The sequence below is a fragment of the Streptomyces sp. NPDC002935 genome (assembly GCF_040611295.1).
In the GTDB taxonomy this organism is placed as follows: Bacteria; Actinomycetota; Actinomycetes; order Streptomycetales; family Streptomycetaceae; genus Streptomyces.
Map to the genome: position 1 here is coordinate 25,656 of NZ_JBEXNW010000055.1, position 23,600 is coordinate 49,255.

The following is a 23,600-nucleotide window of genomic DNA, read 5'->3' on the forward strand; positions in this document are numbered from 1 at the left end:
GGATCAACCGCGCAGGGCGGCAAGGCCAGTCGTCGAATCGAGCACAGCCCGCGCGGCGGCGGCTACGTTCTCGACGGTGAAGCCGAACTCGGCGAACAGGGTTCCGGCGTCGGCGGAGGCGCCGAAGTGCTCCAGCGAGACAATGCGTCCTGCGTCACCGACGTACCGGTACCAGGTCAGACCGATCCCGGCCTCGACCGCCACGCGGGCCTTCACGGACGGCGGAAGGACGCTCGCCCGGTACTCCGGGGACTGCTCCTCGAACCACTCCACGGACGGCATCGACACCACCCGGGTGCCCACGCCCTCCGCCTCCAGCCCCTCGCGCGCCGCGACGGCGAGCTGAACCTCGGAGCCGGTCGCGACGATGACGACGTCCGGGGTCTCCGTGGAGGAGTCCCGCAGCACGTAACCGCCACGCGCCGCGTCGGGGTTGGCCGGGTAGGTCGGCACGCCCTGACGGGTGAGGGCCAGACCGTGCGGGGCCGGGTTCGTGGCGTGCCGCCTGAGGATCTCGCCCCAGGCGATCGCCGTCTCGTTGGCGTCGGCCGGGCGGACGATGTTCAGGCCGGGGATGGCGCGCAGCGAGGCGAGGTGCTCGACCGGCTGGTGTGTGGGACCGTCCTCGCCGAGGCCGATCGAGTCGTGCGTCCAGACGTACGTCACCGGGAGCTGCATCAGCGCGGACAGGCGGACGGCGTTGCGCATGTAGTCGGAGAACACCAGGAAGGTGCCGCCGTAGACACGCGTGTTGCCGTGCAGCGCGATGCCGTTCATCTCCGCGGCCATGGAGTGCTCGCGGATGCCGAAGTGGATCGTGCGGCCGTACGGGTCCGCCTCCGGCAGCGGGTTGCCCTTCGGGAGGAAGGAGGACGTCTTGTCGATCGTGGTGTTGTTCGAACCGGCCAGGTCGGCGGAGCCGCCCCACAGCTCGGGGAGCACGGCGCCGAGCGACTGGAGGACCTGGCCGGACGCGGCACGGGTGGCGACGGACGTGCCCTCCTCGAACACCGGCAGCGCGGTCTCCCAGCCCTCGGGGAGCCGGCCCGCGACGATCCGGTCGAAGAGCTGGGCGCGCTCGGGCTGCGCGGTGCGCCAGGCGCCGATGCGCTTGTCCCAGGCGGCGTGTGCCTCGGCGCCCCGGTCGAGGGCCTGGTGCGCGTGTGCCAGCACCTCGGCGTCGACCTGGAAGGTCCGCTCCGGGTCGAAGCCCAGGATCCGCTTGGTCGCGGCGATCTCCTCGGTGCCCAGGGCAGAGCCGTGCGAGGCCTCGGTGTTCTGCGCGTTCGGGGCGGGCCAGGCGATGATCGTGCGCATCGCGATGATGGAGGGGCGCCCGGTCTCGGCCTGCGCCGCCTTGAGCGCCGCGTACAGGGCGTGGACGTCGATGTCGCCGCCGAGCGCGGGCTCGATCCGCTGCACGTGCCAGCCGTACGCCTCGTAGCGCTTCAGCACGTCCTCGGAGAAGGCGGTCGCCGTGTCGCCCTCGATGGAGATGTGGTTGTCGTCGTAGACGAAGACGAGGTTGCCGAGCTTCTGGTGGCCGGCGAGCGAGGAGGCCTCGGCGGAGATGCCCTCCTCCAGGTCGCCGTCGGAGACGATCGCCCAGATGGTGTGGTCGAAGGGGGACTCGCCCTCGGGGGTCTCGGGGTCGAAGAGGCCGCGCTCGTAGCGGGCGGCCATGGCCATGCCGACCGCGTTGGCGGCACCCTGGCCGAGCGGACCGGTCGTGGTCTCCACACCCGCGGTGTGTCCGTACTCGGGGTGACCGGGCGTCTTGGACCCGTGGGTGCGGAACGCCTTCAGATCGTCGAGGCCGAGTTCATAACCCGACAGGAAGAGCTGTGTGTAGAGAGTCAGTGAGGTGTGTCCGGGGGAGAGGACGAAGCGGTCGCGGCCGGTCCACTCCGGGTCGGCCGGATCGTGACGCATCACCTTCTGAAAGAGGGTGTACGCCGCCGGGGCCAGGCTCATCGCGGTCCCGGGGTGACCGTTGCCGACCTTCTGCACGGCGTCAGCGGCCAGAATGCGGGCGGTGTCGACGGCGCGGCGGTCGAGCTCGGTCCAGGTGAAGCCGTCGGAGCTCTGCGTACTCATCTTCAAGAAGTCCTCACTGAACGGGCGAACGCTGGGGCAACGCCTTCAAACCTAAAAGTCAGACTTTTGCCGGGGAAGGTGCCCGTGTGTCAGCCTTCGGTGAAAGTGGGACACGCAGAGTCGTGGCGAGCCGACGCGAGAAGGACATGGCAGACAGAACCACCCAAGGCGGCAGCGGGAACGACGACGGCCAGGACGGGATCAGGACCTTTCCCTTCCCGGCCGATCTGAGCCTGTCCGGCGTGGGCATGCAGGTCGGCGCGATGGGGACCGGGCGCACCTGGCACGCGGACGCCCCGCTGGAACGCGTGCACCGCATCGACTTCCACGTCGTGATGCTCTTCCACGAGGGACCCGTCCGGCACATGATCGACTTCGCCGAGTACGAGGCTGGTGCCGGCGACATCCTGTGGATCCGGCCCGGCCAGGTGCACCGCTTCTCCAGCACCGACCGCTACCGCGGCACCGTCCTGACCATGCAGCCCGGCTTCCTTCCCCGCGCGACCGTCGAGGCGACCGGCCTCTACCGCTACGACCTGCCCCCGCTGCTGCGCCCCGACGCCGACCGGCTCGCCGCGCTGGAGCACTCGCTCGCCCAGCTGGAGCGCGAGTACCTGGACACGACCACACTGCCGCTCAGCCTGCACACCTCGGTGCTGCGGCACTCGCTGACCGCGTTCCTGCTGCGTCTCGCCCACCTCGCGGCGAGCTCCGCCGAGGCGGCCCGCGAGCACACCGACACCACGTTCACCCGGTTCCGGGACGCGGTCGAGAAGGGCTTCGCCACCAACCACAGCGTCAGTGCCTACGCCGACGCCCTCGGGTACTCGCGTCGCACCCTGGTCCGCGCGGCGCGCGCCGCCACCGGCGAGACGCCCAAGGGGTTCATCGACAAGCGGGTCGTCCTGGAGGCCAAGAGGCTTCTCGCCCATACGGACATGCCGATCGGGCGCATCGGAGTCGCCGTCGGCTTCCCGGACGCGGCCAACTTCTCCAAGTTCTTCCACCAGCACACGGGGACGACCCCGGTGGCCTTCCGGGCCGAACTGCGCTGAGAGGGGCGGACCGTGCGGTCCGCCCCTCTCAGCCGGCCGTGCGGCGGTGGGTCACCAGCCGATGCCGAGCGTCAGCCCGGTCGGCGGGTTCGCGTTGCCGAGGATCTGCACCGACGACTGGTCGTTGATGTCGTCGTAGGGGAAGGCGTAGGCCCGCCGGTCGAGACCCACGGTGTGCAGGAAGGCCGCGTAGTCGTTCTTGACGCCTCCGGTGTAGTAGGCGGACGGGGTGTACCAGGCCGAGGTGTCGAGGGCGACGCCCCGGTTGAACACGGCGCAGAACTCCGCGCCGAGCTGCTTCTCCGGGTCGCTGCCCGAGGCCAGCGCGCCCGCGCAGGCCACGACGTCCGGGGAGGACGGCTTCTGGAGCGTGTAGGGACCGGCGCCGTTCTTGGTGAAGGTGAGAGTGTTCCCGGAGACCTGTCCCGAGAAGGTCTCTCCCAGCCGGGTCAGCTTGAAGGGATGGGCGGCGTACGAGGACCAGGTCTGATCGATGTACGCCTGGAGGTGGTTCGCCTGGGAGCCTCCCGCGAGGAAGAGGGCGGAGGAGCGCGGGGCGACGATCCGGTACGTGTTCTGCAGCGGCTTGAAGGCCGCGCCCACCGAGGCGGCGTACTGCGACATGACCTGGGCGCGGGTCAGCGTGATGCCCCGCGTGGTGTCGTAGCCGCTCGACGCCTGTGTGAGCCGCGAGGTCATCGGGAAGCCGAACTGGTCGACCTGGGTGGTGTTCCCGCCGAAGGCCACCTGTCCGAAGACGTACGTGTACTCGTACCAGTCGTAATAGACGTCGGTGTTGGGATCGTTCGGGTTGCGCAGGTCGGGGCCGCCCCAGCCCTGGTCGTCCGGGGAGACCGGGATGTACAGCGGTGAGCCCAGGGAGACGTAGATCCGGCCGCCGCGGAGGGACGTGGGGGAGGGGACCGAACCGCCCGACTGGGCCATCGTGAACGACATGTTCGGGTAGGCCACGCCGTTCTTGGTCAGATGTCCGGGCGCGCTCGCGTCCAGGTGGCTGATGTGCGCCATGGTCCCGTCGGCCTTCATGTATGACCACTGACCGGGCGTCACCTGGCCGAGCACCGTGACGTAGATCTGTGAATCGGCGTACGTCCCACGGGTGTTGTTCTGGAAGGTGATCGGGAAGCTGCCGGTTCCGCCGCCCCCTCCACCGCCTCCCCCTCCGCCTCCCACGGTGTGGGTGAAGTGCGGGGTGTCGTGGAGCGGGCCGCTCTTCTCGTACGTGAACCAGTACTCCAGGGTGAAGCCGCTCGGCAGGCCGCTGACGTTCTGCCGCCAGGTGCCCGAGACGTTCGCCATCCGGAAGTTCTGCTGGCCCGCGCCGGGTGACAGGTAGTGCACATCGACCAGCGCCGCGGGTGCGGCGGGCGTGAACCAGATCTGGACGGAGCCGGAGCCCGTCGAGGTGACGCCCTGGGTGTAGTCGGCGGCGGCCTTGGCGGGTACCGCCCCGGCCAGGCCGAGCACCAGCACCGTGAGGAGGGCGGCCAGGACGGCGCCGACTTTCCGTCCGACCTCGGAGCGTGATGTGGCCGGCCCGGCCGGGGATCGGGTGAGCATGCGTCAACTCCTGTGTCAGTGGCCGAAGTCGAACCAGTTGACGTTCACGAAGTCCGCGGGCTGGCCGCTGGTGAAGGTCAGATAGACGTCGTGGGTTCCGGTGACGGAGCTGATGTTCGCGGGCACGGTCTTCCATGCCTGCCAGCCACCGGTGTTGCCCACCGCGAAGCTGCCGACCGGCGTGCTCGTACGGCTGTCGAGGCGCACCTCGACCAGGCCGCTGACACCGCCCGCCGCGCCGCTCGCCACCCGGCCGTAGAACTGCTTGGCCGCCGTGGAGCCGAAGTTGACGCCCTTGTAGAGCGCGTAGTCGCCGTTCGCGAGGGCGCTGATGTTCTGGCCGCCGCCGGAGTCGGTGGTGGTCTCGGTGCCGACGCCCGCCTGTCCGTCGTAGGACTCGGCCTGGATGGCGCTGTACGCGTCACGGTTGCCGGTGGGCGGCGGAGTGGTGCCACCGCCGCCACTGCCCGACTGGAGCACCTGGACGTAGTCGACCACGAGCGGGTGGCCGGGTTCCGTGCCGCTGTCCGGGCCGCCGCCGAAGGCGTCCGGGAAGCCGCCGCCCATTGCGACGTTCAGGATCAGGAAGTAGCCGTGGTTGGTGGCGTTCGTCCAGGTGGTCGCGTCGACCTGGTTCGCCCGCACCGTGTGGAAGTTGACGCCGTCGAGGTAGAAGCGCATCTCCTCGGGGCTCGTCGACTTGTCCCACTCGACGGCGTACGTGTGGAACCCGGCCTGGCATGTGGTCCCCGCGCAGGGGGTGTTGCCGCCGATGCCGGAGGTCTCGTTGCAGGGGCCGCCCGGTGAGGTGCCGCAATGCATGGTGGCCCACTCGGTGTTGAGCCCCTGGACGTTCTCCATGATGTCCAGTTCACCGATGCCCGGCCAGTTCCAGTAGTTGCCGCGGAAGGGCGCGCCCAGCATCCAGAAGGCGGGCCAGTAGCCCTTGGCCGCGGCACCGGTCACGTTCGGCATCTGGAGCCGGGCCTCGACGCGGAGCTTGCCGCCCGCGGGCGGCTGGAAGTCGGTGCGGACCGTCTCGACGCGGCCCGAGGTCCAGTTGCCCGCGGCGTCGCGGCGGGGGGTGATCCGGAGATTGCCGGTGCCGTCGAGCGCGACGTTGTTGGTGCTGGAGGTCATCGTCTCGATCTCGCCGGTACCGAAGCCCCCGGGACCGCCGGGGTAGCTGGTGCCCGTCGTGTACTGCCAGTTGGCGGTGTTGACGCCGGTTCCCGCGGCTCCGTTGAAGTCGTCGAGGAAGACCTGGGACCAGCCGGAGGGGGGTGTGGGGGCGGAGGCGTTCGCGGGGAGGGTGGCCGCCGTGGCGGCGACCGCCGCCAGGCTCAGCGTGCTGAACACGGCGACGAGTACGCGCCGCAGAGAGCCGCGTCTGACGGGTGTGCCGGAAGTTTCACTCATGGGGTGTGCCTCTTCTGGTACGGAGTGTGGGGTGCGCGGGTGGGGTGTGAGAGCGCTCCCATGGCCATTTGAGAGCGCTCTCACAGCAGCTGCGCGGCCAATGTGCTCTCTGTCACTCCGGCCGTCAAGAGGTGAAGCCGAGAAAGTCCTTTGCCCGCACGGGAGTTCACGCCGTGAAAGAAGGGGGCATGCGGAATGGGCGGGCCGGCGCGGTGCGCCGGGACCCGCCCCTCGGGTCAAGCCGTCACAGAGCGCTCCCGGCCTGCCAGTCCGCCCACGACATGTTCCAGCCGTTGAGGCCGTTCGACGCCTCGACGGTCCGCTCGCCCGAGTTCTCGACGACCACCACGTCACCGAGCATCGAGCTCTCGTAGAACCTGTAGCCCGGCACGGAGCTGTCGTTCCCGCCCTTCGCGTCGTGCAGGCCGATGCAACCGTGGCTGGTGTTGCTGCCGCCGAAGACCGAGGCCGAGGCCCAGTAGTTGCCGTGGATGAAGGTGCCGGAGGTGGTCAGGCGCTGGGCATGCGGCACGTCCGCGATGTCGTACTCGTCGCCCAGCCCGACCGTCGAGGATTCCATCCGGGTCTCCTCGAACCGCTCGCTGATCACCATGATCCCGGACCAGGTCGTGTGGTCCGCGGCGCCGCCGCTGACCGGGTAGCCGGCGAGGGTCGTGCCGTCCCGCTCGACCGTCATGGTCTTGCGCGCGAGGTCGACGGTGCTCACCTGGCGGCGGCCGATGTGGAAGGTGATGTCCTTGGACTGCACGCCGTAGACGCCGTCGGTGCCCTCGACGTCCTTGAGGCGCAGGCTCAGCGTGATCTTCGTGCCCGCGGCCCAGTACCGCGCGGGACGGAAGTCGAGCCGCCTGTCCCCGAACCAGTGGCCGACCACCTCCACCGCGGGCTCCGCCGTCACGGTGATGGCCTTCTCGACGGCCGCCCGGTCGGTCACGGCCTTCGTGAAATTGATCGACACGGGCATGCCGACGCCGGAGGTCGAATTCGCCTCGGGCGTGAAATAGCCCACGAAGGTCTCGCCCGGGGACTTCGTGACGAAGGTCGTGGTGTGTTCCGCGGCGCCCTCCGCTTTCGCCGTGACCGTGTATTTGGTCCCCGAGTAAGGATTTCCGGTGGAGGTCCATCGCGTGCGGTCGTCGTTGAAGGATCCGGCCAGAGTGGAACCGTCATTGCCGGACACCTTGACCGTCGACAAGGTCCCGTCCGCCACGGAGACCTCGACCGGGTTGGTGAAGTCGGCCTTCCGTGTGCCGTCGGCGGGGGAGACCGTGACGGTCGGCGTCCTGACCTGGGCCTTGGCCCTGGTCCCGGCCCCGGTGCCGTCGGTCGCCGTCGCGCCCGCCCCCTCGGCGGCGTCCGTCGCCTCGCCGCACCCGGTCAGGGCGAGGGCCGGTACCGCGGCGCCGAGGGCGACCAGGATTCCGCGCCGTGACCAGGCCGGACGCCCGGCCCGGTGCCGCGCCCGTCCCGAGGCATCCGGCGCGGACTCGGGACGGTTCGATATCTCAGGGACGCCCACGGAACGCCTTTCCTCGGTTCATCGCTCACCACCACTGCGGGTGCATCCTGCGCGACTTCCATGGGTTGATTCTTTGAATCCGACGGCTCCAACCTGAGATTCCAGTGAGGAAGCCCGGAGAGACGGCCTGAATCCACGGTTGCCGGGGTGCCCTGGATTATGAACAGAGTATGAAGGGCCGACCGGGACCCTGAGGTTTCCGTGAGATCCCGTTCCGGGAGTCCTTTCCGACCTCTCCGGTCGCACGAGTGACGTAGGAGTTCCGCTTGCCGGTTCCGCAGCAGACCCCGCCGGAGGTATCCGTGAGTCCAGCCCGTGAGCGGCACACCGTGGCCATCGTCGGAGCGGGTGCGGCCGGCACGCTGACCGCCGTGCAGCTGTGCGAGACGGCGACCCGCCGCCGCACCCCCCTCGAACTCGTCCTCGTCGACCCGGCCCCCGAAGCCGGACGTGGCACCGCGTACGCCACCCCCGATCCCCGGCACCGGCTGAACGTGCCCGCCGGCGGCATGAGTTGCTACCCCGACGATCCCGGCCATTTCACCCGCTGGCTGTGCCGGCACGGCGAACCCACCGTCAGCGGAACCGACTTCGCCACCCGCTACCGCTACGGCGCCTACCTCGCGGACACCCTGGCGCAGGCGATCGTCCACGCCCACGGCACCGTCGCCGTACACCGCCTGCGGACCAGGGCGGAGGGCTGCACCCGCACCCCGGACGGCAGGGTGTCGCTCCAACTCGCCGACGGAGAAAGCCTGTCGGCCGACAGCGCGGTCCTCGCCACCGGACCGGCGGCCACGACCGGCGACTGGGTCCCGCCCGGACTCCGTACCTCCGGACGGTTCATCGGATCCCCCTGGGCTCCGGGCGCCCTCGACGGACCGCTCGCCGAGCCGGCCGCCCGCACGAGCGGCGGCCCGAGTACCGACGTCCTGCTGGTGGGCACCGGGCTCACCGCGGTCGACCTGGCGCTCAGCCTCGACCGGCCCGGACGCACCGTGCACGCCCTCTCCCGCACCGGCCTGCTGCCCCAGCCGCACGCGCTGAGCCCCGCCCCGGCGATGGCCGCGCCCGAGGGGCTCGACGCGCCGACGCTGTCCACGCTGCGCCGGACCGTCTACCGCCACATCGGCCGCGCCGTGCGCGCCCACGGCGACTGGCGCCCCGCGCTCGACAGCCTGCGTCCGCACACCGCGCGGCTGTGGCACAGCCTCACTCCCGAGGAGCGTGCCGCGTTCCTGGAGCGCGAGGGCGCGCTGTGGAACACCCACCGCCACCGGATGGCGCCGACGACGGCCGAGTCGGTGGCCCGGGCCCGTACCGCCAGACGTCTGCGCGTGCACACCGGCAGGATCACCGACGCCGTCGCACAGGCCGACGGCTCCGTGCAGGTCACCCTCTCCGACGGCCGCCGCATCACAGCCGGTTGGGTGATCGACTGCACGGGGCCGGGCCCGCGCCCCGAAGACCCCCTGTGGCGTTCGCTGTTCGACGCGGGTGCCGCCGTGCCCGGCCCGCTCGGCATGGGCGTCGCGACCCGCGACGGCAGACTCCTCGACACCGAGGGCCGGACCGACCGCCCGCTGTTCACCCTCGGCGCCCCGCGCCGCGGCGAACTGTGGGAGACGACCGCCATTCCCGAGATCCGTGCCCAAGCCGCCGACCTGGCAGGCGAGTTGCTCGCGCCACTGGCTCCGGAGCGACGCTCCGCGCGTCGCCGGCCGGTCGACGCGCACGGGCTCCCGCTGTCCACCCACGCCGAGGCGGCGGCCGCCCACCGCACCGGCCTCGAACGGGTCCTCAAGGTCAGGGCCGGTGCCGAGGACGCCTTCGCGCGCGCCGTCGCCCTCGACCCCGGCTTCGCGCTCGGGCACGCCGCGCTCGCCCTGCTCGGCCACGAGTGCGGCGCCGACGTCGACGTACCGAGGGCCCTGGCCGACGCGCAACGGTGCGCGCGGGAGCGGGCCGACGAACGCGAGCGCTCCTTCGTCGACGTGGTGACCCGCCGTGTGCACGGTGAGTCACCGGACGGGGGTGCCAGGGCGCTGCTCGGACACCTCGCCGCGCACCCCGCCGACGCGCTGGCGCTCGCCGCCGCCGTACCCACCATCGCCTTCTCCGGCCTCAACGACCTCGACACGGGCTACGCGCTGGGCCTGGTCGAACGCGCCTCGCCCGCCTACGACGGCCACTGGTTCCCGGCCTCGCTCCTGGCCTTCCTGCGCCAGGATCAGGGCCGCTACGACGAGGCAGCCGAACTGGCCCTGTGCGCGCTGGCCGCCGAGCCGGCCTCCGGACACGCCGTGCACGCACTCGCCCACGTCCACTACGAGTCAGGAGCCCACGAGACGGGCCGCGACTGGCTGGACGCCTGGGTGTCGGGGCACGGACGCGGAGCCGTCCACCGGGCGCACTTCTCCTGGCACATAGCCCTGCACGAACTGGCCCTGGACGACCCCGCCGCCGTCCGCAGACGCTGGTTCGCCCAGCTCGCGCCGGGGCGGGTGACCGGCGTACGCGCCCTGGTCGACTCGGGGTCCCTGCTGTGGCGGGCCCGGCTCAGCGACAGCTGGCGCGGGCGGGTACCGGCGGCGGACGTCCTCGACAGCGTCGCCCGCGAGATCGTGGAACGGCCCGCGACCGCCTTCACCGCGCTGCACGCGGCGGTCGCCCTCACCGCCGCCGGCGACCTCGCGGCGCTGCGCCGGCTGCGCGACCACGCCGCCGGCGCCGACCCCGTTCAGCGCGAGGTCGTCGTCCCCCTCTGCGAGGCCTTCGCCGCCCTCGTCGAGGAACGCTTCCACGAAGCCGCCCGGGGACTGGCCGCGCTCCTTCCGGTCCTCGGCCGGGTCGGCGGCAGCGCCGCCCAGCGCGAGGTCGTCGAGGAGACCCTGCTGTACGCCCTCGTCGCGGCGGGCCGCTGCGATGCGGCCCGGCGCCTCCTGGACACCCGCCTCGACCGCGGCCACGCACCCCGCGACCGCCGCCTGCTGGCCGAGCTGCCCAGTTGACGGGGTGACGCGGGGCAGGCCGCCCAGCCCGGCCGCATGACGGCAACGCCGACCGCGCACGCGAGGAAGCGGCCCGGCACCCGCGTCGGAGGGTCCGTACGCGTGCTGGTGCCTGGGGCTGTGCCCGCTCCATGGCCGTGCCGGTAGCTGCCCCGCGTGCATGCCGGTGCCGGCGTCAAGCGGGCGGCACTGTCCGGGCCGTCGGCCGCCAGCCGAGAGCCCGGGAGATTCCGCGGGCCGCCAGCCGTACGGCAGGGATCAACGCCGGGATCTGCGCGTCGGCGTGAGGTACGACGACCGACACGGCCGCGGCGACCGTTCCGTCCCTGCCGCGCACGGCCGCGGCCACCGACAGGGCGTCGTCGGTCACCTGACGGCTGCTCACCGCCGAACCCGTGCGACGTACTTCGGCCAGGGCGCGGCGCAGCCGGGCCGGATCGGTGATGGTGTACGGGGTGTAGGCGGCCAACGGCCCGGCGCAGTACGCGTCCTGGAACGCGGGCTGCGTGTGCGCGAGCAGCGCCAGCCCGACGCCCGTCGCGTGCAGTGGCCAGCGGGCACCCACCTGAATGCGTACGCCGACCGACGAACGCCCCGAGATCCACTCGGTGTAGACGACCTCGGCGCCGTCGCGGACCGCCAACTGCACGTTCTCGTGCGTCGCTTCGTACAGGTCCTCCAGGTACGGCAGGGCGATCTGCCGCAGGGCCAGACCGCGCGGGGCGAGCGCCGCGATCTCCCACAGGCGCAGGCCCACGTGGTACGCGCCCTCCGCGTCCCGCTCCAGCGCGCCCCATTCCGTCAGCGCGGCCACCAGCCGGTGCGCGGTCGTGAGACTGAGGCCCGCCCGGCGGCTGATGTCCGTCAATGACAGCGCCGTGTGCTCGTGGTCGAAGGCGGCGAGCACGGCGAGGAGGCGGTTGGGAGCGGACAGGGGGGTCATGAGTTCAGCTCGGCGTCCGCGATCCGTTGCAGCAGCGTGCGGGCGGGGCGGTTCGGGTGTACGGGCCCAGCATGCCGTAGGGGTCGGACGGCAACAACTGGTGACGTCGACACTTGTTGCTCCTGGCTCCGAACTCGTAGCCGCACCACGTGAAGGGACCCCTCGCGCCCGCCGTCGATCTCACCGGCAGGGCTGTCGTCGTCCAGGACGGCGGCGGGCAGCCCGCCGCCGTCCCGCAGAGCCTGTCGCGGTTCTCCGTCCGATGCTCGGGGACCCCGACCCGGACGGACTCCTCGGCGCGGCTAGCGCAGCCGGTAGGCGTACACCGAGGTCGCGACGGCGCACGTGCCGGGCTGGACCACCTCGGCGCGCAGCGTCCCCCTCGACGTGTCGTAGTCGACGCCCTCCGCCTCGTACGTCCCGTCCGTGCACAGGCTGCGCTGCGGCAGGGCGAAGAGGCTGCTGACGTGTCCCGTGACCGGCCCGCCGTCGACCTTCCGTTCCAGGTCGACCTGAAGCAGCGGCCGGTCCTCGGGGAACAGCGTGCGCGAGCTGTCGTCCGAGGCGCAGAGCAGCCGGGTGGCGTCGACGAAGTCGCAGCCCTGGATGTCGCGGACGGGCTTGTCGAGGGTGATCTGCCCGGCCTGCGGCAGAGCGCCGCCGGTGGGCGGGGTCGACGGGTTGAGCAGCGGGGCGGGGAAGACCTGGAGCCGGTTCTGGTCACCCCACTCGCCCGACACCAGCCACTGCCCGTCGGGCGACACGGTCGCGAAGGAGTTGTTCAGCTTCTCGCCCGGGTCGAGCTGGTGGACGTACTCGGAGCGCTTCCCGGCAGGCGTGGTGACGGCGAACATCTTCGAGGTCGTCGTGTCCGGCCCCTGGTAGGCGTCGAACACATAGCCCTGGGCGATGTCCGGGTCACCCACATGGTTCCAGCCCTTGATGCGCAGGCCGAGGGGGATGGAGGCGAGCCCGCGGTGCAGCAGTGAGCCGTCCGCGCGGCTCGCCAGTCCCTGGCCCCCGCTCAGCGAGTCGACGTAGGACGTGCCGGTCTCGGTCCACGCGGGCTCGGCGGCCACTGCGGCCGACGTACTCATGCCGAGCGGTAACGCGCCCAACAGGCAGGCGAGGGACACGAAGTGACGCTTCATCAGCAGCCTTCCACATCGACGAACACCGGGTTGGAATAGAACCATGTGTCGACCCACGGGTCACCGTCTCCGGGCACGTGCGGAATCGGGCCGTGCGGGTCGATCGCCGCACCGAGGAATCCGGCGCCGTTCCTGTTGCCGTCGCTGCCGCGCAGCCGGACGTAGAAGGACTCGTCCCCGGCGGTCAGCGGTATGCGCAGGGTGTACGTCCCCTTGCGGCCGCTCACGTCCTCGGTACGGACGACCCTGGTGTCCGGGGCCCGCCAGGTGTCGCGGTCGGTCGCCGGACCGCGCACCGCGCCGCGGATCACGTCGACATGCGCCAACTCCGGGAGAATGCCCTGGGCGTTGGGGCGCGCGGCTGTCGTCACCGTGACCGACAGGGTGAGTCTGTCGCCCTTGCGGACGCGGATCCGGCCGCCCAGGGTGACACCCGCCCCGTGGTCCCGGTCCCGCTTCAGGCGGACGTCGAGTCCGTCCAGCAGATGGCCGTGGTCCAGCCAGACCCGGCCCGCGCGCAGACCCGCCATCACCGAGCGATAGCCGTAGCGGGTGACGCCGACATGGGTGCGGCTGAACTGTCCGGGCCAGAAGTCGCCGCCCGGCTGCTGGGTGTCGGTGTTGACCGGGTCGGGGACGTGCCCGGTGTTGTCGAAGTTCTGTCCGGGCGCCCAGTCGCCGTTCTTCCAGGTGTCGAAGACGACGCGGTGCACATCGGAGTTGGTGGTGATGGTGAACAGCCGGCCCTCGGCGAGCATCGCGTCCCACATGCCGCCGACCGTCGCCGTCATCCAGTCGAAGCCGCCGTACAGGACGTACGCGTTCTCCGGATAGCCGGCGAAGGAGTTCTCCGACGGCTTGTTGACGTACTCGCCGCGCTGTTGGCCCGAGCCGACCCAGCCGGGGATGCCGCCGCCCTGGGCACCGGGAGCGCCCTCCATGCCGATCATGATCTCGGGGGCCGCGTCGCGCCAGTTGCGCATCTCGTGCGGGGAGTCGATACCCAGGCGCAACGGGTGGTTGGCGAGGACCAGCACGTCGTCGACGTATCCCGTGCGGCGCTGCTCGGCCAGCCACTGGATCGCCTTGACGGCGTGAGCCTCGTTGCGGGCCGTGTCGGGACTGGCCGGCGAACCCGCCGTGTAGCCCAGCAGCTTCCCGTCGTAGGCGAGTTCGAACCGGGTGAGGAGGTCCACCTCGTGCGGGCCCGGGGCGGCGAAGACGGTGGCGTGCTCGGCGGCCGGGATGTACCACTCCAGACCCTGGAAGAGCAGCTGTCGGGGGTTCGCGGCGCGCGCCTTGAGGATCTCCTGGTGCTCCAGCCGGGCGCCGTAGGAGGCGTGCCCGAAGTTGGAGTGCTCGTTGAAGACCATCCAGTCGAGCCCGTACGAGGCCCCGGCCCGGGCGAGTTGGGAGAACGTGTACTTCGCGTCGTGGCTGTAGACGGAGTGGATGTGATGGTCGCCCACAAGATACGCGAGGCGCGGATCGCTGCCGCCGTACCCTCTTCCGGACGCCGCCGCGGGCGTGGCGAGCGAGCCGACCGCGAAGGCCGCCCCGAACAGGCCCGCGCCGCGCAGCAGCCCGCGCCGCGACACACCCTGCGGATCCAGTGCGGCGGGGGAGACGGACGGATCGGCCCAGGCGGGCAGTTGCTGCTCGGTCATGGTCGTGTGGTCCCTAGGTCAGTGGTTCATGAACGACGTGACGGGGAAGGCGCGTTCGGTGCGTCGTGGGTGGCGGCGGCCATGTCCGCAGCGCGGTCGCCGGCGTGAGCCCGGCGGTTGCGTGGCGCCTTGCCATCGTTGTCGCGGGGCCCGACGACACCGCGCCCAGCCGATCTTCCGCCGTTCACGCGTTGGAGAATGCCTCGGTCCCAGAACCCCCGCGTGAAACCGCCCTGAAGCTCCGGGGTCCACTCGATGGCGGCCCAGTGGTCGGCGAGCTCGCTGTCGCCCCGGGCGTGGGAGACGGGACCGCGAGAGCCGTGGGACCGGGACGCGACGGGGTGGTGACGTACGAGTCCGTGGACGCGGTGACACGCTGGTCCCCGGAAGACGAGGGCGTCCAGGTGGTCGTGGCGAGATCACACGCCGCGCGACCCGCGCCCGCACGAACTGCAAAGGTGGTACTTGCGTGAGGCTGACCATTCTGGGCGGCGGTGGATTCCGCGTCCCGCTCGTGTACGGGGCGCTCCTCGGGGACCGCGCCGAGGGCCGCGTCACCCGGGTCGTGCTGCACGACCTGGACGCGGGACGGCTCTCCGCCGTGGCCCGCGTCCTCGCCGAGCAGGCGGCGGGCGACCCCGACGCGCCGGAGGTGACCGTCACCACCGACCTCGACGAGGCCTTGCGCGGCGCCGACTTCGTCTTCTCCGCGATCCGCGTCGGGGGCCTGGAGGGGCGCGCGGCGGACGAGCGGGTCGCCCTCGACCGGGGCGTCCTCGGCCAGGAGACGGTCGGCGCCGGCGGCATCGCGTACGGCCTGCGCACGGTGCCCGTCGCCGTGGACATCGCGCGGCGGGTGGCCCGGCTCGCACCCGACGCCTGGGTCATCAACTTCACCAACCCCGCCGGGCTCGTCACCGAGGCCATGTCCCGCCACCTCGGCGACCGCGTGATCGGCATCTGCGACTCGCCGGTCGGCCTCGGGCGCCGGATCGCCAAGGTCCTCGGCGTGAACCCGCGCGAGGCGTGGATCGACTACGTCGGGCTGAACCACCTCGGCTGGGTACGGGGCCTGCGCGTCGCGGGCCGCGACGAACTCCCGCGACTGCTCGCCGACCCCGCCCTGCTCGGCTCCTTCGAGGAGGGAAAACTCTTCGGCCCGGAGTGGCTCCGGTCGCTGGGCGCCGTCCCCAACGAGTACCTGCACTACTACTACTTCAACCGCGAGACGGTCCGCGCCTACCAGGAGGCCGACCAGACACGCGGCGCGTTCCTGCGCGACCAACAGGCCCGGTTCTACGACGAGATGAAGAGCCCGGACGCCGCAGCCCTGAGCGCCTGGGACCGCACACGCGCCGAGCGCGAGGCCACGTACATGGCCGAGAACCGGGACGCGGCCGGTGCCGGAGAACGCGACGCCGACGACCTCTCCGGCGGCTACGAGAAGGTGGCGCTCGCCCTCATGCGGGCCATCGCCCGCGACGAACGCGCCACCCTGATCCTCAACGTCCGCAACCGCGGCACACTGGGCGCCCTCGACACCGAGGCCGTCATCGAGGTGCCCTGCCTCGTCGACGCCAACGGCGCGCACCCCGTCACCGTCGACCCGCTGCCCGACCACGCCACCGGACTGGTGTGCGCCGTCAAGGCGGTGGAGCGGGAGGTGCTCTCCGCCGCCGAGTCGGGGTCCCGCGCCACCGCGGTCAAGGCCTTCGCCCTCCACCCGCTCGTCGACTCCGTCAACGTGGCACGCGCATTGGTGGACGGCTACACGGCCGTCCACCCCGGCCTGGGTTACCTGAAGTAGAGACCGATCAGACTCCGCCGGGAACCCGGTGCCCGCAGCTGTTGCCCAAGTCCGTGTCGATGACAGCCGCTTTGCGCACCCGGACTTGCCGACGCCTTGACGATCCGTTCCCTGCGCGTTCAACCGGGCGCCTGTGCCCGCGTTGTGTACCGTCCCTAAGGTCCCTGAGTGCTTCGAGTGCTTCCAGTGCTTCGAAGAAAGGGACTCATGGACACACCCCTCGCGGTCCGGGCTCGTGGGATCAGCAAGTGTTTCGGCGATGTCGTCGCACTCGACGGCGTCGATCTGGATGTGGCGCAGGGCCAGATCCACGGTCTGGTCGGACCGAACGGCGCCGGCAAGACGACCTTGCTCGGTCTCCTGCTGGGCCTGGCCGTCGCCGACGAAGGCAGCCTGGAGATCCTGGGCACGCCCGTCAGGCGCGCGCTCGCCGCCCCCGCCGGTGTCGCCGGTTTCGTGGACGGGCCCGGTCTCTACCCCTCGCTGACCGCCCGACAGAACCTCGCCGCCCTGGCCGCTCTCCGCGGCCAGGGGGCGCGGGCGGCGGGGGTCGACGACGTGCTCGACCAGGTCGGGCTCACCGATGTCGCCGACGACCAGACCCGCGGCTTCTCCCTCGGCATGCGTCAGCGGCTGGGACTCGCCGCCGCCCTGCTCACCAGGCCGCGGCTGCTCGTGCTCGACGAACCGTCCAACGGCCTCGACCCGGCCGGCAAGAAGCATGTGCACGGTGTCCTCACCGGGCTGGCTGCGAACGGAACCGGCGTCGTTCTGTCCAGCCACCGCATGGACGACCTCCAGGCACTGTGCTCCGAGGCCACCATCGTCGCGACCGGACGGGTCGTCTTCTCCGGCCCGCTGAGCAAACTGGCCGCCGAGAACCGCGAACTCGACTACCGGCTGCTCACCTCCGACCCGGAGGCCGCCCGGCGGCTGGCCCTGGACACCGCCGGGATCCGGGTCGTCGACGACGCCGGGGCACGGCGCGACGCCGACCTGCTCGTCGTGCGCGCGCTGGTGCCCTCCCTCGACGAACTGGTGGTACGGGTCGTACGGGCGGGCATCGCGCTGCGTGAACTCGCCCCCGTCGTGTCGCCGCTCGAAGCCGCTTTCCTCGCCCTCACCGAGCAGAAGGAGACCGGCGGATGACCGCGACCATCACCGAGGACGGTGACCTCGGAGCACAGGGCCAGGCGGAAGACGTTGCCGCCGCCCCGCGTGTCTCGGTCGCTCGTGCCTACCGCTTCGAGCTGGTCAAACTCGTCTCGCAATGGCGGATCCGCCTGCTGGTCCTCGCCTGCTGGATCGTGCCGGCGCTGTTCGTCGCCGCGGTGAGCCGGCAGAGCACGCTCCCCGTCGACACCCTCTTCGGCCGCTGGATGCACGCCACGGGGTGGGCCGGGGCGCTGGTCATGCTCGGTTTCGCGGGCACCTGGGCGCTCCCGCTGCTGACCTCGGTGGTCGCCGGCGACGTGTTCGCCTCCGAGGACCGGCTCGGCACCTGGCGCCACCTGCTCGTGGCGGTCCGCTCGCCTCGACGGATCTTCGGGGCGAAGGCACTGGCCGGCCTCACCGTCATCCTGCTGCTCGTGGCCGGGCTGGTCTGTTCCAGCGCCGTGGGCGGGGTCGTGGCGGTCGGCGACCAGCCGCTGGTGGGCCTCGACGGCCATCTGCTGGCGCCGGCGGACGCCGCCGGCCGGGTCCTGCTCGCCTGGCTCTGTGTGCTCGCCCCGACCCTGGCCCTCGCCGCGATCGGACTGCTCGGGTCCGTCACGCTGGGGCGCTCCCCGATGGGACTGCTGCTGCCCGCGCTCGTCGCGCTCGCGATGCAGCTCGCCCAGATGATGCCGCTCCCCGTCGCCGTACGCCTCGCCCTGCCCAGCTACGCCTTCATCGCCTGGAACGGTCTGTTCACCAGCCCCGCACAGCTCGGCCCGCTCCTGATCGGCATCGTGGTCAGCCTGCTGTGGGCGGTGACAGCGACCGTGTCCGCCCATGTGCTCTTCATGCGGCGCGACTTCACCGCCTCGGCCTACGACGGCTCGGGGCGCAGCGCGGTCACCGCCGGAGTCCTGCCGCTCGTCGGGCTGGTCGCCGTGACGGTCGCGGTCGTCGGCGTCACGACGGGGGCCACGGGCTCCGGGATCGAGCAGGACAAGGTGCAGCGCTCGGCCGCCACGGCGTTCGCCCACCTGTACCGGCTGCAGACCGGCCAGCTCAACCGCCCCGCCGTCACGGAGGCGCAGCTGAGGGTCACGGCGTCGTGCGACAAGGGCAGCGTCAAGGTCGCGGCCGAGGGGCCGGGCAACGACTGGCGCTGTGTCATCTCCTGGCACCTGCCCGGCGTCGAGGCCGTGGGGACGGCCGTCTACCAGCTCGATGTCACCCCGGACGGCCGATTCATGGCCGACGGGGACGGACCGAAGGAGGTGAACGGCTACTTCCTGGTCCGTACGCCGACCGGGGACGCACCGAACCCGCTGTGGCAGTTCGACGGCAACGTCGACCTGCTCGCCACCTCGAAGGGATGACTCCATGCAGGTAACGCGCCGCCGTCGGCGTGTCGAGAAGAAGCGTTCGGGCGCCCTCGGCAGCAGACGCACCGGCAGACGGATACCTCTGGTGACGGCGGGTACCACCGCCCTCGCCCTCGTCGCCGCCGGTGCCGCATTCGCCCAGACCCATCAGTTCGGCACCGACCAGGTCGGCCAGATCACCGACCGGGGTCAGGTCGTCTCCAGCGACCAGTACATCGCCCCGTACGGTGACCGGCTCGTCGTCAACAACGGCAAGATCATGTCGTCCTCGGTCAGTCCGGACGGCACCCACCTCGCGGCCTCGGTCACCGACGGCGGGAGCGCGCTGTCGATCGTCGACCTGAAGAACTGGAAGGTGCAGCAGCTCGTCGGCAGCTCCGCGTCGTCGGTCCCGCGCATCAGCGGCAACAGCGTGGGCCAGGAAGGCCCGACGTACTCGCCCGACGGTTCGCAGCTCTGGCTGGGCCAGACCGACGGCTACACGAGGTTCACCGTGAACCCGGACGGCTCCGTCGCCAGCCCGACGTTCGTCCCGATCCCGGCGGACGGGCCCAAGCACGCGCTGGTCGGTGAGGCGGTGTTCTCGCCCGACGGCTCCACGGTGTACTCCGCGGTCAACGGCCAGAACCGGGTGGTCGCCATCGACGCGGCGACCGGGACCGTCCGCCAGAGCTGGGCCGTGGGCAACGCCCCGCGCGACATGGCCCTGGCCGGGACCAAGCTCTACGTCAGCAACGAGGGCGGGCGTCCGGCGCAGCCCGGCGACACCACGATCAACTCCTACAACACCCAGGTGCCGGCGGATCCGGTCACGGCCGCCACGACCACCGGCACGGTCAGCGTCATCGACCTGGCGAACCCGGCCACCGCCGTCGCGAGCATCCACGTCGGTCTGCACCCGACCGCCCTGTACGCCAAGAACAAGGCGCTGTTCGTCACCAACACCGCGACCAACGACGTGTCGGTCATCGACACCGTCAAGGACAAGGTCGTCCAGACCGTCGCCACCCAGCCGTGGCCGGAGGCGTCGGTGGGCTACGAGCCCGACGGGGTGACACTCACCGACGACGGCCACCTGCTCGTGACGCTCGGCCGGGCCAACGCTGTGGCCGTCTACCGCTACCGGACCCCGCAGGAGCCGGTCCGCTACATCGGCCTGCTCCCGACGGACTACTTCCCCGCGGAGATCGCCACCGTCGGCAAGGAGGTGGTGGTCTCCAACACCCGTGGCATCGACGCCCGTCGGCCCACCACCAGCACCGGGCACGGCACGCACGACACGACGTCGAGCGTGCAGCGGTTCACCCTCCCGGACGACAGCGTCATCAGGTCCCGGACGGCCAAGGTCTTCCAGCAGAACGGCTGGAACCGGGGCGCGGTCGCCCTGTCCAAGGGCAGGGGCCAGGTGAAGCCGGTGCCCGTGCCGGTGCGGCTCGGCGATCCCTCGACGATCAAGCATGTCTTCCTGCTCGTCAAGGAGAACCGGACCTACGACCAGGTCTTCGGGGATGTCCCGGAGGGCAACGGCGACCCGTCGCTGGCGCAGTTCGGTGAGAACGTGACGCCCAACCAGCACGCGATGGCCGAGCAGTTCGGGCTGTACGACAACACGTACGACATCGGCACGAACTCGGCCGAGGGGCACAACTGGCTGATGCAGGCGGACGATCCGGAGTACACCGAGTCCTCCGCCGGTGAGTACGCGCGCAGTTACGACACCGAGGACGACGCTCTCGGCCACCAGCGGACCGGCTTCATCTGGACCGGTGCACAGGCCGCGGGGAAGTCGGCGCGCGACTTCGGTGAGTTCCAGCAGTTCCTGACCAAGCCCGCGGACGCGAGCTGGCAGAACCTGTACTGCGACTCCAAGAACATGGCGTCGACCGGGCAGGACACCGCGTACACCCTGAACTCGTCCTCGCCGATTCCGTCGCTCAACGACGTGTCGGTGCACGGCTTCCCGAAGTTCGACACCAGCGTCCCGGACATCTACCGGGAGGAGATCTGGAAGCGTGACTTCGAGAAGAACGGGCCGGCGGACCTGAACATGTTCTGGCTCTCCAGCGACCACACCGGTGGCCCGGCGAACGCGGCGGCCCAGGTCGCGGACAACGACCTCGCGACCGGCAGGATCGTCGACGAGATCTCGCACAGCAAGTACTGGAAGGACTCGGCGATCTTCGTGGTCGAGGACGACTCCCAGGCCGGCCTCGACCACGTCGACGGCCACCGTGCCCCGGTCCAGATCATCAGCCCCTGGGCCCGGCACGGCATCGTCGACAGCCACTACTACTCGCAGATCACGATGATCCGGACCATCGAGCAGATCCTCGGGATCCACCCGATGAACCAGAAGGACAGCGCGGCCAGCCCGATGCGTGCGGCGTTCACCCGGCGCGCGGACTTCACGCCGTTCGAGGCGCTGCCCAACCGGACCTCGCTGACCGACGGCCTCAAGACCCCGCCCGCCTGCGGTCTGGACACCCCGGCACCGCAGAACCCCGCCGCGGCGGCGGTGCCGTCGGCGAAGGTGCCGGCGGACAAGCGGGCGTTGGCGGGGAAGTGGGAGGACTGGAAGTCGCACCAGCGGCTGACCGGGCCCAACGCCATTCCCGACTTCGCGAACCCCGCGCAGATGAACCACTTCACGTGGTACGAGACGCACGGGTGGACCAAGCCGTACCCCGGTGAGCACGAGATCTTCGCGCCCCAGGACGTGCCGGGTGCCTACATCCCGTCGTCGGAGTCCGACGGCTGAACGGCTGAACAGCTGACGGCTGACCGCTGATGGCCAGTGGCTGACGGCTGAGCGTGACGCGATGGGCCGTCCGGATTCCCCGGACGGCCCACCGTACTGTCCCGCGGCCGTTCTCAGCCGGTGAAGCCGGCCGTGATCGACGTGAACTGCCAGGTGCTCTGGCTGATGCCGGAGCAGTTGCTCACCACGCCGCCGCCGGGGCAGGACCGGTCGCGGTTGACCGCCCAGTAGGCGAGCCGGGCGATGTGGTGACCGTTCGCCCAGTCACGGATGGATGTCCAGATCGCCGGGGTGGTGTTCTCCTGCTGGTCGGACAGGCCGTTCATGCCCGAGATGCCGATGTGAGAGTAGGCCGTGGCGTCGTCCCAGCCGAAGGTCGACTTCAGCTTGGTCTTCAGCCCCTCGGCGGCGTTGACCGTGTTGCCGTACATGTCGGAGCCGCCGCCGAAGTCGAACGGCATGATGGTGAAGACGTCGATGTTGGCGTTCAGGGACTGCGCCTGCTCGATGAGCCGGTTGCCGTAGTAGGTCGGGCCGGTCGTCGAGGTGCCGAAGGTGACGATCGTCTTCAGGCCGGGGTTGTTGGCCTTGACGGTCTTCAGCGCGGTCAGGATCCGTGCCTGCACGGCCTCGTTCTCGAACTCGTCGGTGTTCTCGATGTCCATGTCGATCGCCTTGAGGCTGTAGGCGTCGATCACCTTCTGCAGAGCACCGGCGAGCGCGCTCGCCGAGGAGCAGTTGGCGCCGAGCTTGCTGCCCTGCCAGCCACCGAACGACGGGACGATGTCACCGCCCGCGGAACGGATCTGGTTGATGGCCGTCTGGTCGACGCCGCCGGTCAGCGCCCGGCTGCCGTCCCAGGCCGGGTTGCAGCCGCCGGAGTCGAGGACGAACGCCATCGTGAACCACTTGATCCCGGTCGCGTTCATCACCGTGGTCGGGTTCGGGGGATCGCCCCAGCCCTCGTACAGATAGGGAGCGGCCTGCTTGAAACCGGTGCCGCCCCCGCCGCCCGCGCTCGTCGTGACGCTCACGGAGTTGGAGGCCGCGGAGGTGTTCCCGGCCGCGTCCCGCGCCTTCACGGTGAACGAGTAGGCGGTGCTCGGGGACAGCCCGCTGACCGTGGCGCTGGTGCCCGACACGCTGAGCAGCTGGTTGGAACCGCTGTAGATGTCGTACGCGCTGACGCCGACGTTGTCGCTCGACGCGCCCCACGACAGCGACACGCTGGAGGAGGTCTTGCCGGTGGAGGTCAGGTTGGTGGGCGCGGTCGGCGCCTGGGTGTCGGAGCCACCACCGCCCCCGCCGGGACCGTCCAGGCTGATGTCGTCGGCGTAGTAGGTGCCCTGCGCGTACCAGCCGTGGACGTAGATCTTGGCGCTGGTCTGCGAGGCACCGGTGGTGAAGGACACGCTGAGCTGGCTGTACGCCGACGGGGACGTCGTCCAGGTCGAGGCACCGCCGTCCACGCCGAGGTAGACGTAGCTGCCGCGGACCCAGCCCGAGAGGCTGTACGTCGTGTTCGGCTGGACCGAGACGGTCTGGGTGCACTGCGCGTTGTCGCTCGAACTCGCCGCCCCCGCAAGGGCTTTGGAGCCGCCGTGCACGGGGCTGGAGACGATCGAGCCCAGGTTGCCGGAGCAGGACCAGGGGGCGAGGCTGCCCGTCTCGAAGCCGGGGTTGGACAGGATGTTGGCCGCCTGAGCCGTACCCGGCAGGGCGACCGCCCCTGCGAGGGCCAGCGCGGCCGTGCCCAGCAGGGCGAGGAAGCGATGTCTGGAACGTCTGAGCTGTGTGATGCGCACGCGATCTCCCTGGGAAATGGGGGTGTTCGGGAGTACAGAGAGGTGCGCAACCAAGTTGGTATGGACCAATCCCGGTGTCAAGACACTGAGCGGAATTGGTCCAGACCGGTAGGGAGTTTCCGGGCGGGCTAGGCGGGCTAGAGCGTGTCTCTTTGATCGGTTGGCCGGTTGATCGGATGTGTCCGTCCGTTTAGTGATCACTGATGCGATGTGGGACCGGATCGAGCCG

Annotated in this window: 14 protein-coding genes; 6 read left to right on the top strand and 8 right to left on the bottom strand. The window is 70.9% G+C overall.

Features of this window, described 5'->3' with window-relative positions:
- Positions 1-3: 3 nt before the first annotated feature.
- Positions 4-2,097 carry a transketolase gene (gene tkt, locus ABZX90_RS41245; protein ID WP_355213418.1) on the bottom strand — a complete coding sequence of 698 codons (2,094 nt, stop codon included), beginning with the start codon at positions 2,095-2,097 and terminating at the stop codon, positions 4-6.
- Positions 2,098-2,243: 146 nt separating this feature from the next.
- Here tkt and ABZX90_RS41250 point away from each other — a divergent pair, with 146 nt between their 5' ends.
- Complete coding sequence (locus ABZX90_RS41250; RefSeq protein WP_351119122.1) at positions 2,244-3,152, top strand: AraC family transcriptional regulator; 909 nt, start codon at positions 2,244-2,246, stop codon at positions 3,150-3,152.
- 51 nt (positions 3,153-3,203) lie between these two features.
- Here the strand turns inward: ABZX90_RS41250 and ABZX90_RS41255 are convergent, their stop codons facing one another.
- The 3 genes from ABZX90_RS41255 to ABZX90_RS41265 all read right to left on the bottom strand — a co-directional run bounded on the left by ABZX90_RS41255 (position 3,204) and on the right by ABZX90_RS41265 (position 7,593).
- The gene (locus ABZX90_RS41255) at positions 3,204-4,733 is read right to left on the bottom strand and encodes a glycoside hydrolase family 64 protein (RefSeq protein WP_355213419.1); all 1,530 of its coding nucleotides are present in this window, start codon (positions 4,731-4,733) and stop codon (positions 3,204-3,206) included.
- A 15-nt stretch (positions 4,734-4,748) separates the two neighbouring features.
- Positions 4,749-6,152 (bottom strand): glycoside hydrolase family 16 protein, encoded by a 1,404-nt coding sequence (locus tag ABZX90_RS41260; protein WP_351119124.1) that lies wholly within the window; start codon positions 6,150-6,152, stop codon positions 4,749-4,751.
- Positions 6,153-6,396: 244 nt separating this feature from the next.
- Positions 6,397-7,593, bottom strand: a complete 1,197-nt coding sequence (locus tag ABZX90_RS41265) for an Ig-like domain-containing protein (RefSeq protein ID WP_355213428.1) — start codon at positions 7,591-7,593, stop codon at positions 6,397-6,399.
- A 401-nt stretch (positions 7,594-7,994) separates the two neighbouring features.
- On the opposite strand from ABZX90_RS41265, the gene ABZX90_RS41270 reads away from it, so the two are divergent.
- Positions 7,995-10,703, top strand: a complete 2,709-nt coding sequence (locus ABZX90_RS41270) for an FAD/NAD(P)-binding protein (RefSeq protein ID WP_355213420.1) — start codon at positions 7,995-7,997, stop codon at positions 10,701-10,703.
- Positions 10,704-10,878: 175 nt separating this feature from the next.
- Here ABZX90_RS41270 and ABZX90_RS41275 read toward each other — a convergent pair whose 3' ends face one another.
- The 3 genes from ABZX90_RS41275 to ABZX90_RS41285 form a co-directional block, all read right to left on the bottom strand.
- Complete coding sequence (locus tag ABZX90_RS41275) at positions 10,879-11,646, bottom strand: IclR family transcriptional regulator (RefSeq protein ID WP_355213421.1); 768 nt, start codon at positions 11,644-11,646, stop codon at positions 10,879-10,881.
- Positions 11,647-11,948: 302 nt separating this feature from the next.
- Positions 11,949-12,797, bottom strand: a complete 849-nt coding sequence (locus ABZX90_RS41280; protein ID WP_355213422.1) for a hypothetical protein — start codon at positions 12,795-12,797, stop codon at positions 11,949-11,951.
- Positions 12,797-14,464, bottom strand: a complete 1,668-nt coding sequence (locus ABZX90_RS41285; protein ID WP_355213423.1) for a histidinol-phosphatase — start codon at positions 14,462-14,464, stop codon at positions 12,797-12,799. Before ABZX90_RS41285 ends, ABZX90_RS41280 begins: the two co-directional genes overlap by 1 nt.
- Positions 14,465-14,933: 469 nt before the next feature.
- Here ABZX90_RS41285 and ABZX90_RS41290 point away from each other — a divergent pair, with 469 nt between their 5' ends.
- From ABZX90_RS41290 to ABZX90_RS41305, 4 genes are all read left to right on the top strand, one after another.
- On the top strand, positions 14,934-16,271 hold the full coding sequence (locus ABZX90_RS41290; RefSeq protein WP_351119129.1) for a 6-phospho-beta-glucosidase: 1,338 nt from the start codon (positions 14,934-14,936) through the stop codon (positions 16,269-16,271).
- A gap of 207 nt (positions 16,272-16,478) precedes the next feature.
- On the top strand, positions 16,479-17,420 hold the full coding sequence (locus ABZX90_RS41295) for an ABC transporter ATP-binding protein (RefSeq protein WP_355213424.1): 942 nt from the start codon (positions 16,479-16,481) through the stop codon (positions 17,418-17,420).
- The gene (locus tag ABZX90_RS41300) at positions 17,417-18,802 is read left to right on the top strand and encodes an ABC transporter permease (protein WP_351119131.1); all 1,386 of its coding nucleotides are present in this window, start codon (positions 17,417-17,419) and stop codon (positions 18,800-18,802) included. Before ABZX90_RS41295 ends, ABZX90_RS41300 begins: the two co-directional genes overlap by 4 nt.
- Before the next feature lie 4 nt (positions 18,803-18,806).
- The gene (locus tag ABZX90_RS41305) at positions 18,807-21,566 is read left to right on the top strand and encodes a bifunctional YncE family protein/alkaline phosphatase family protein (protein ID WP_355213425.1); all 2,760 of its coding nucleotides are present in this window, start codon (positions 18,807-18,809) and stop codon (positions 21,564-21,566) included.
- 113 nt (positions 21,567-21,679) lie between these two features.
- On the opposite strand, the gene ABZX90_RS41310 is transcribed toward ABZX90_RS41305, so the two are convergent.
- Complete coding sequence (locus ABZX90_RS41310; protein ID WP_355213426.1) at positions 21,680-23,371, bottom strand: carbohydrate binding domain-containing protein; 1,692 nt, start codon at positions 23,369-23,371, stop codon at positions 21,680-21,682.
- Positions 23,372-23,600 lie beyond the last annotated feature (229 nt).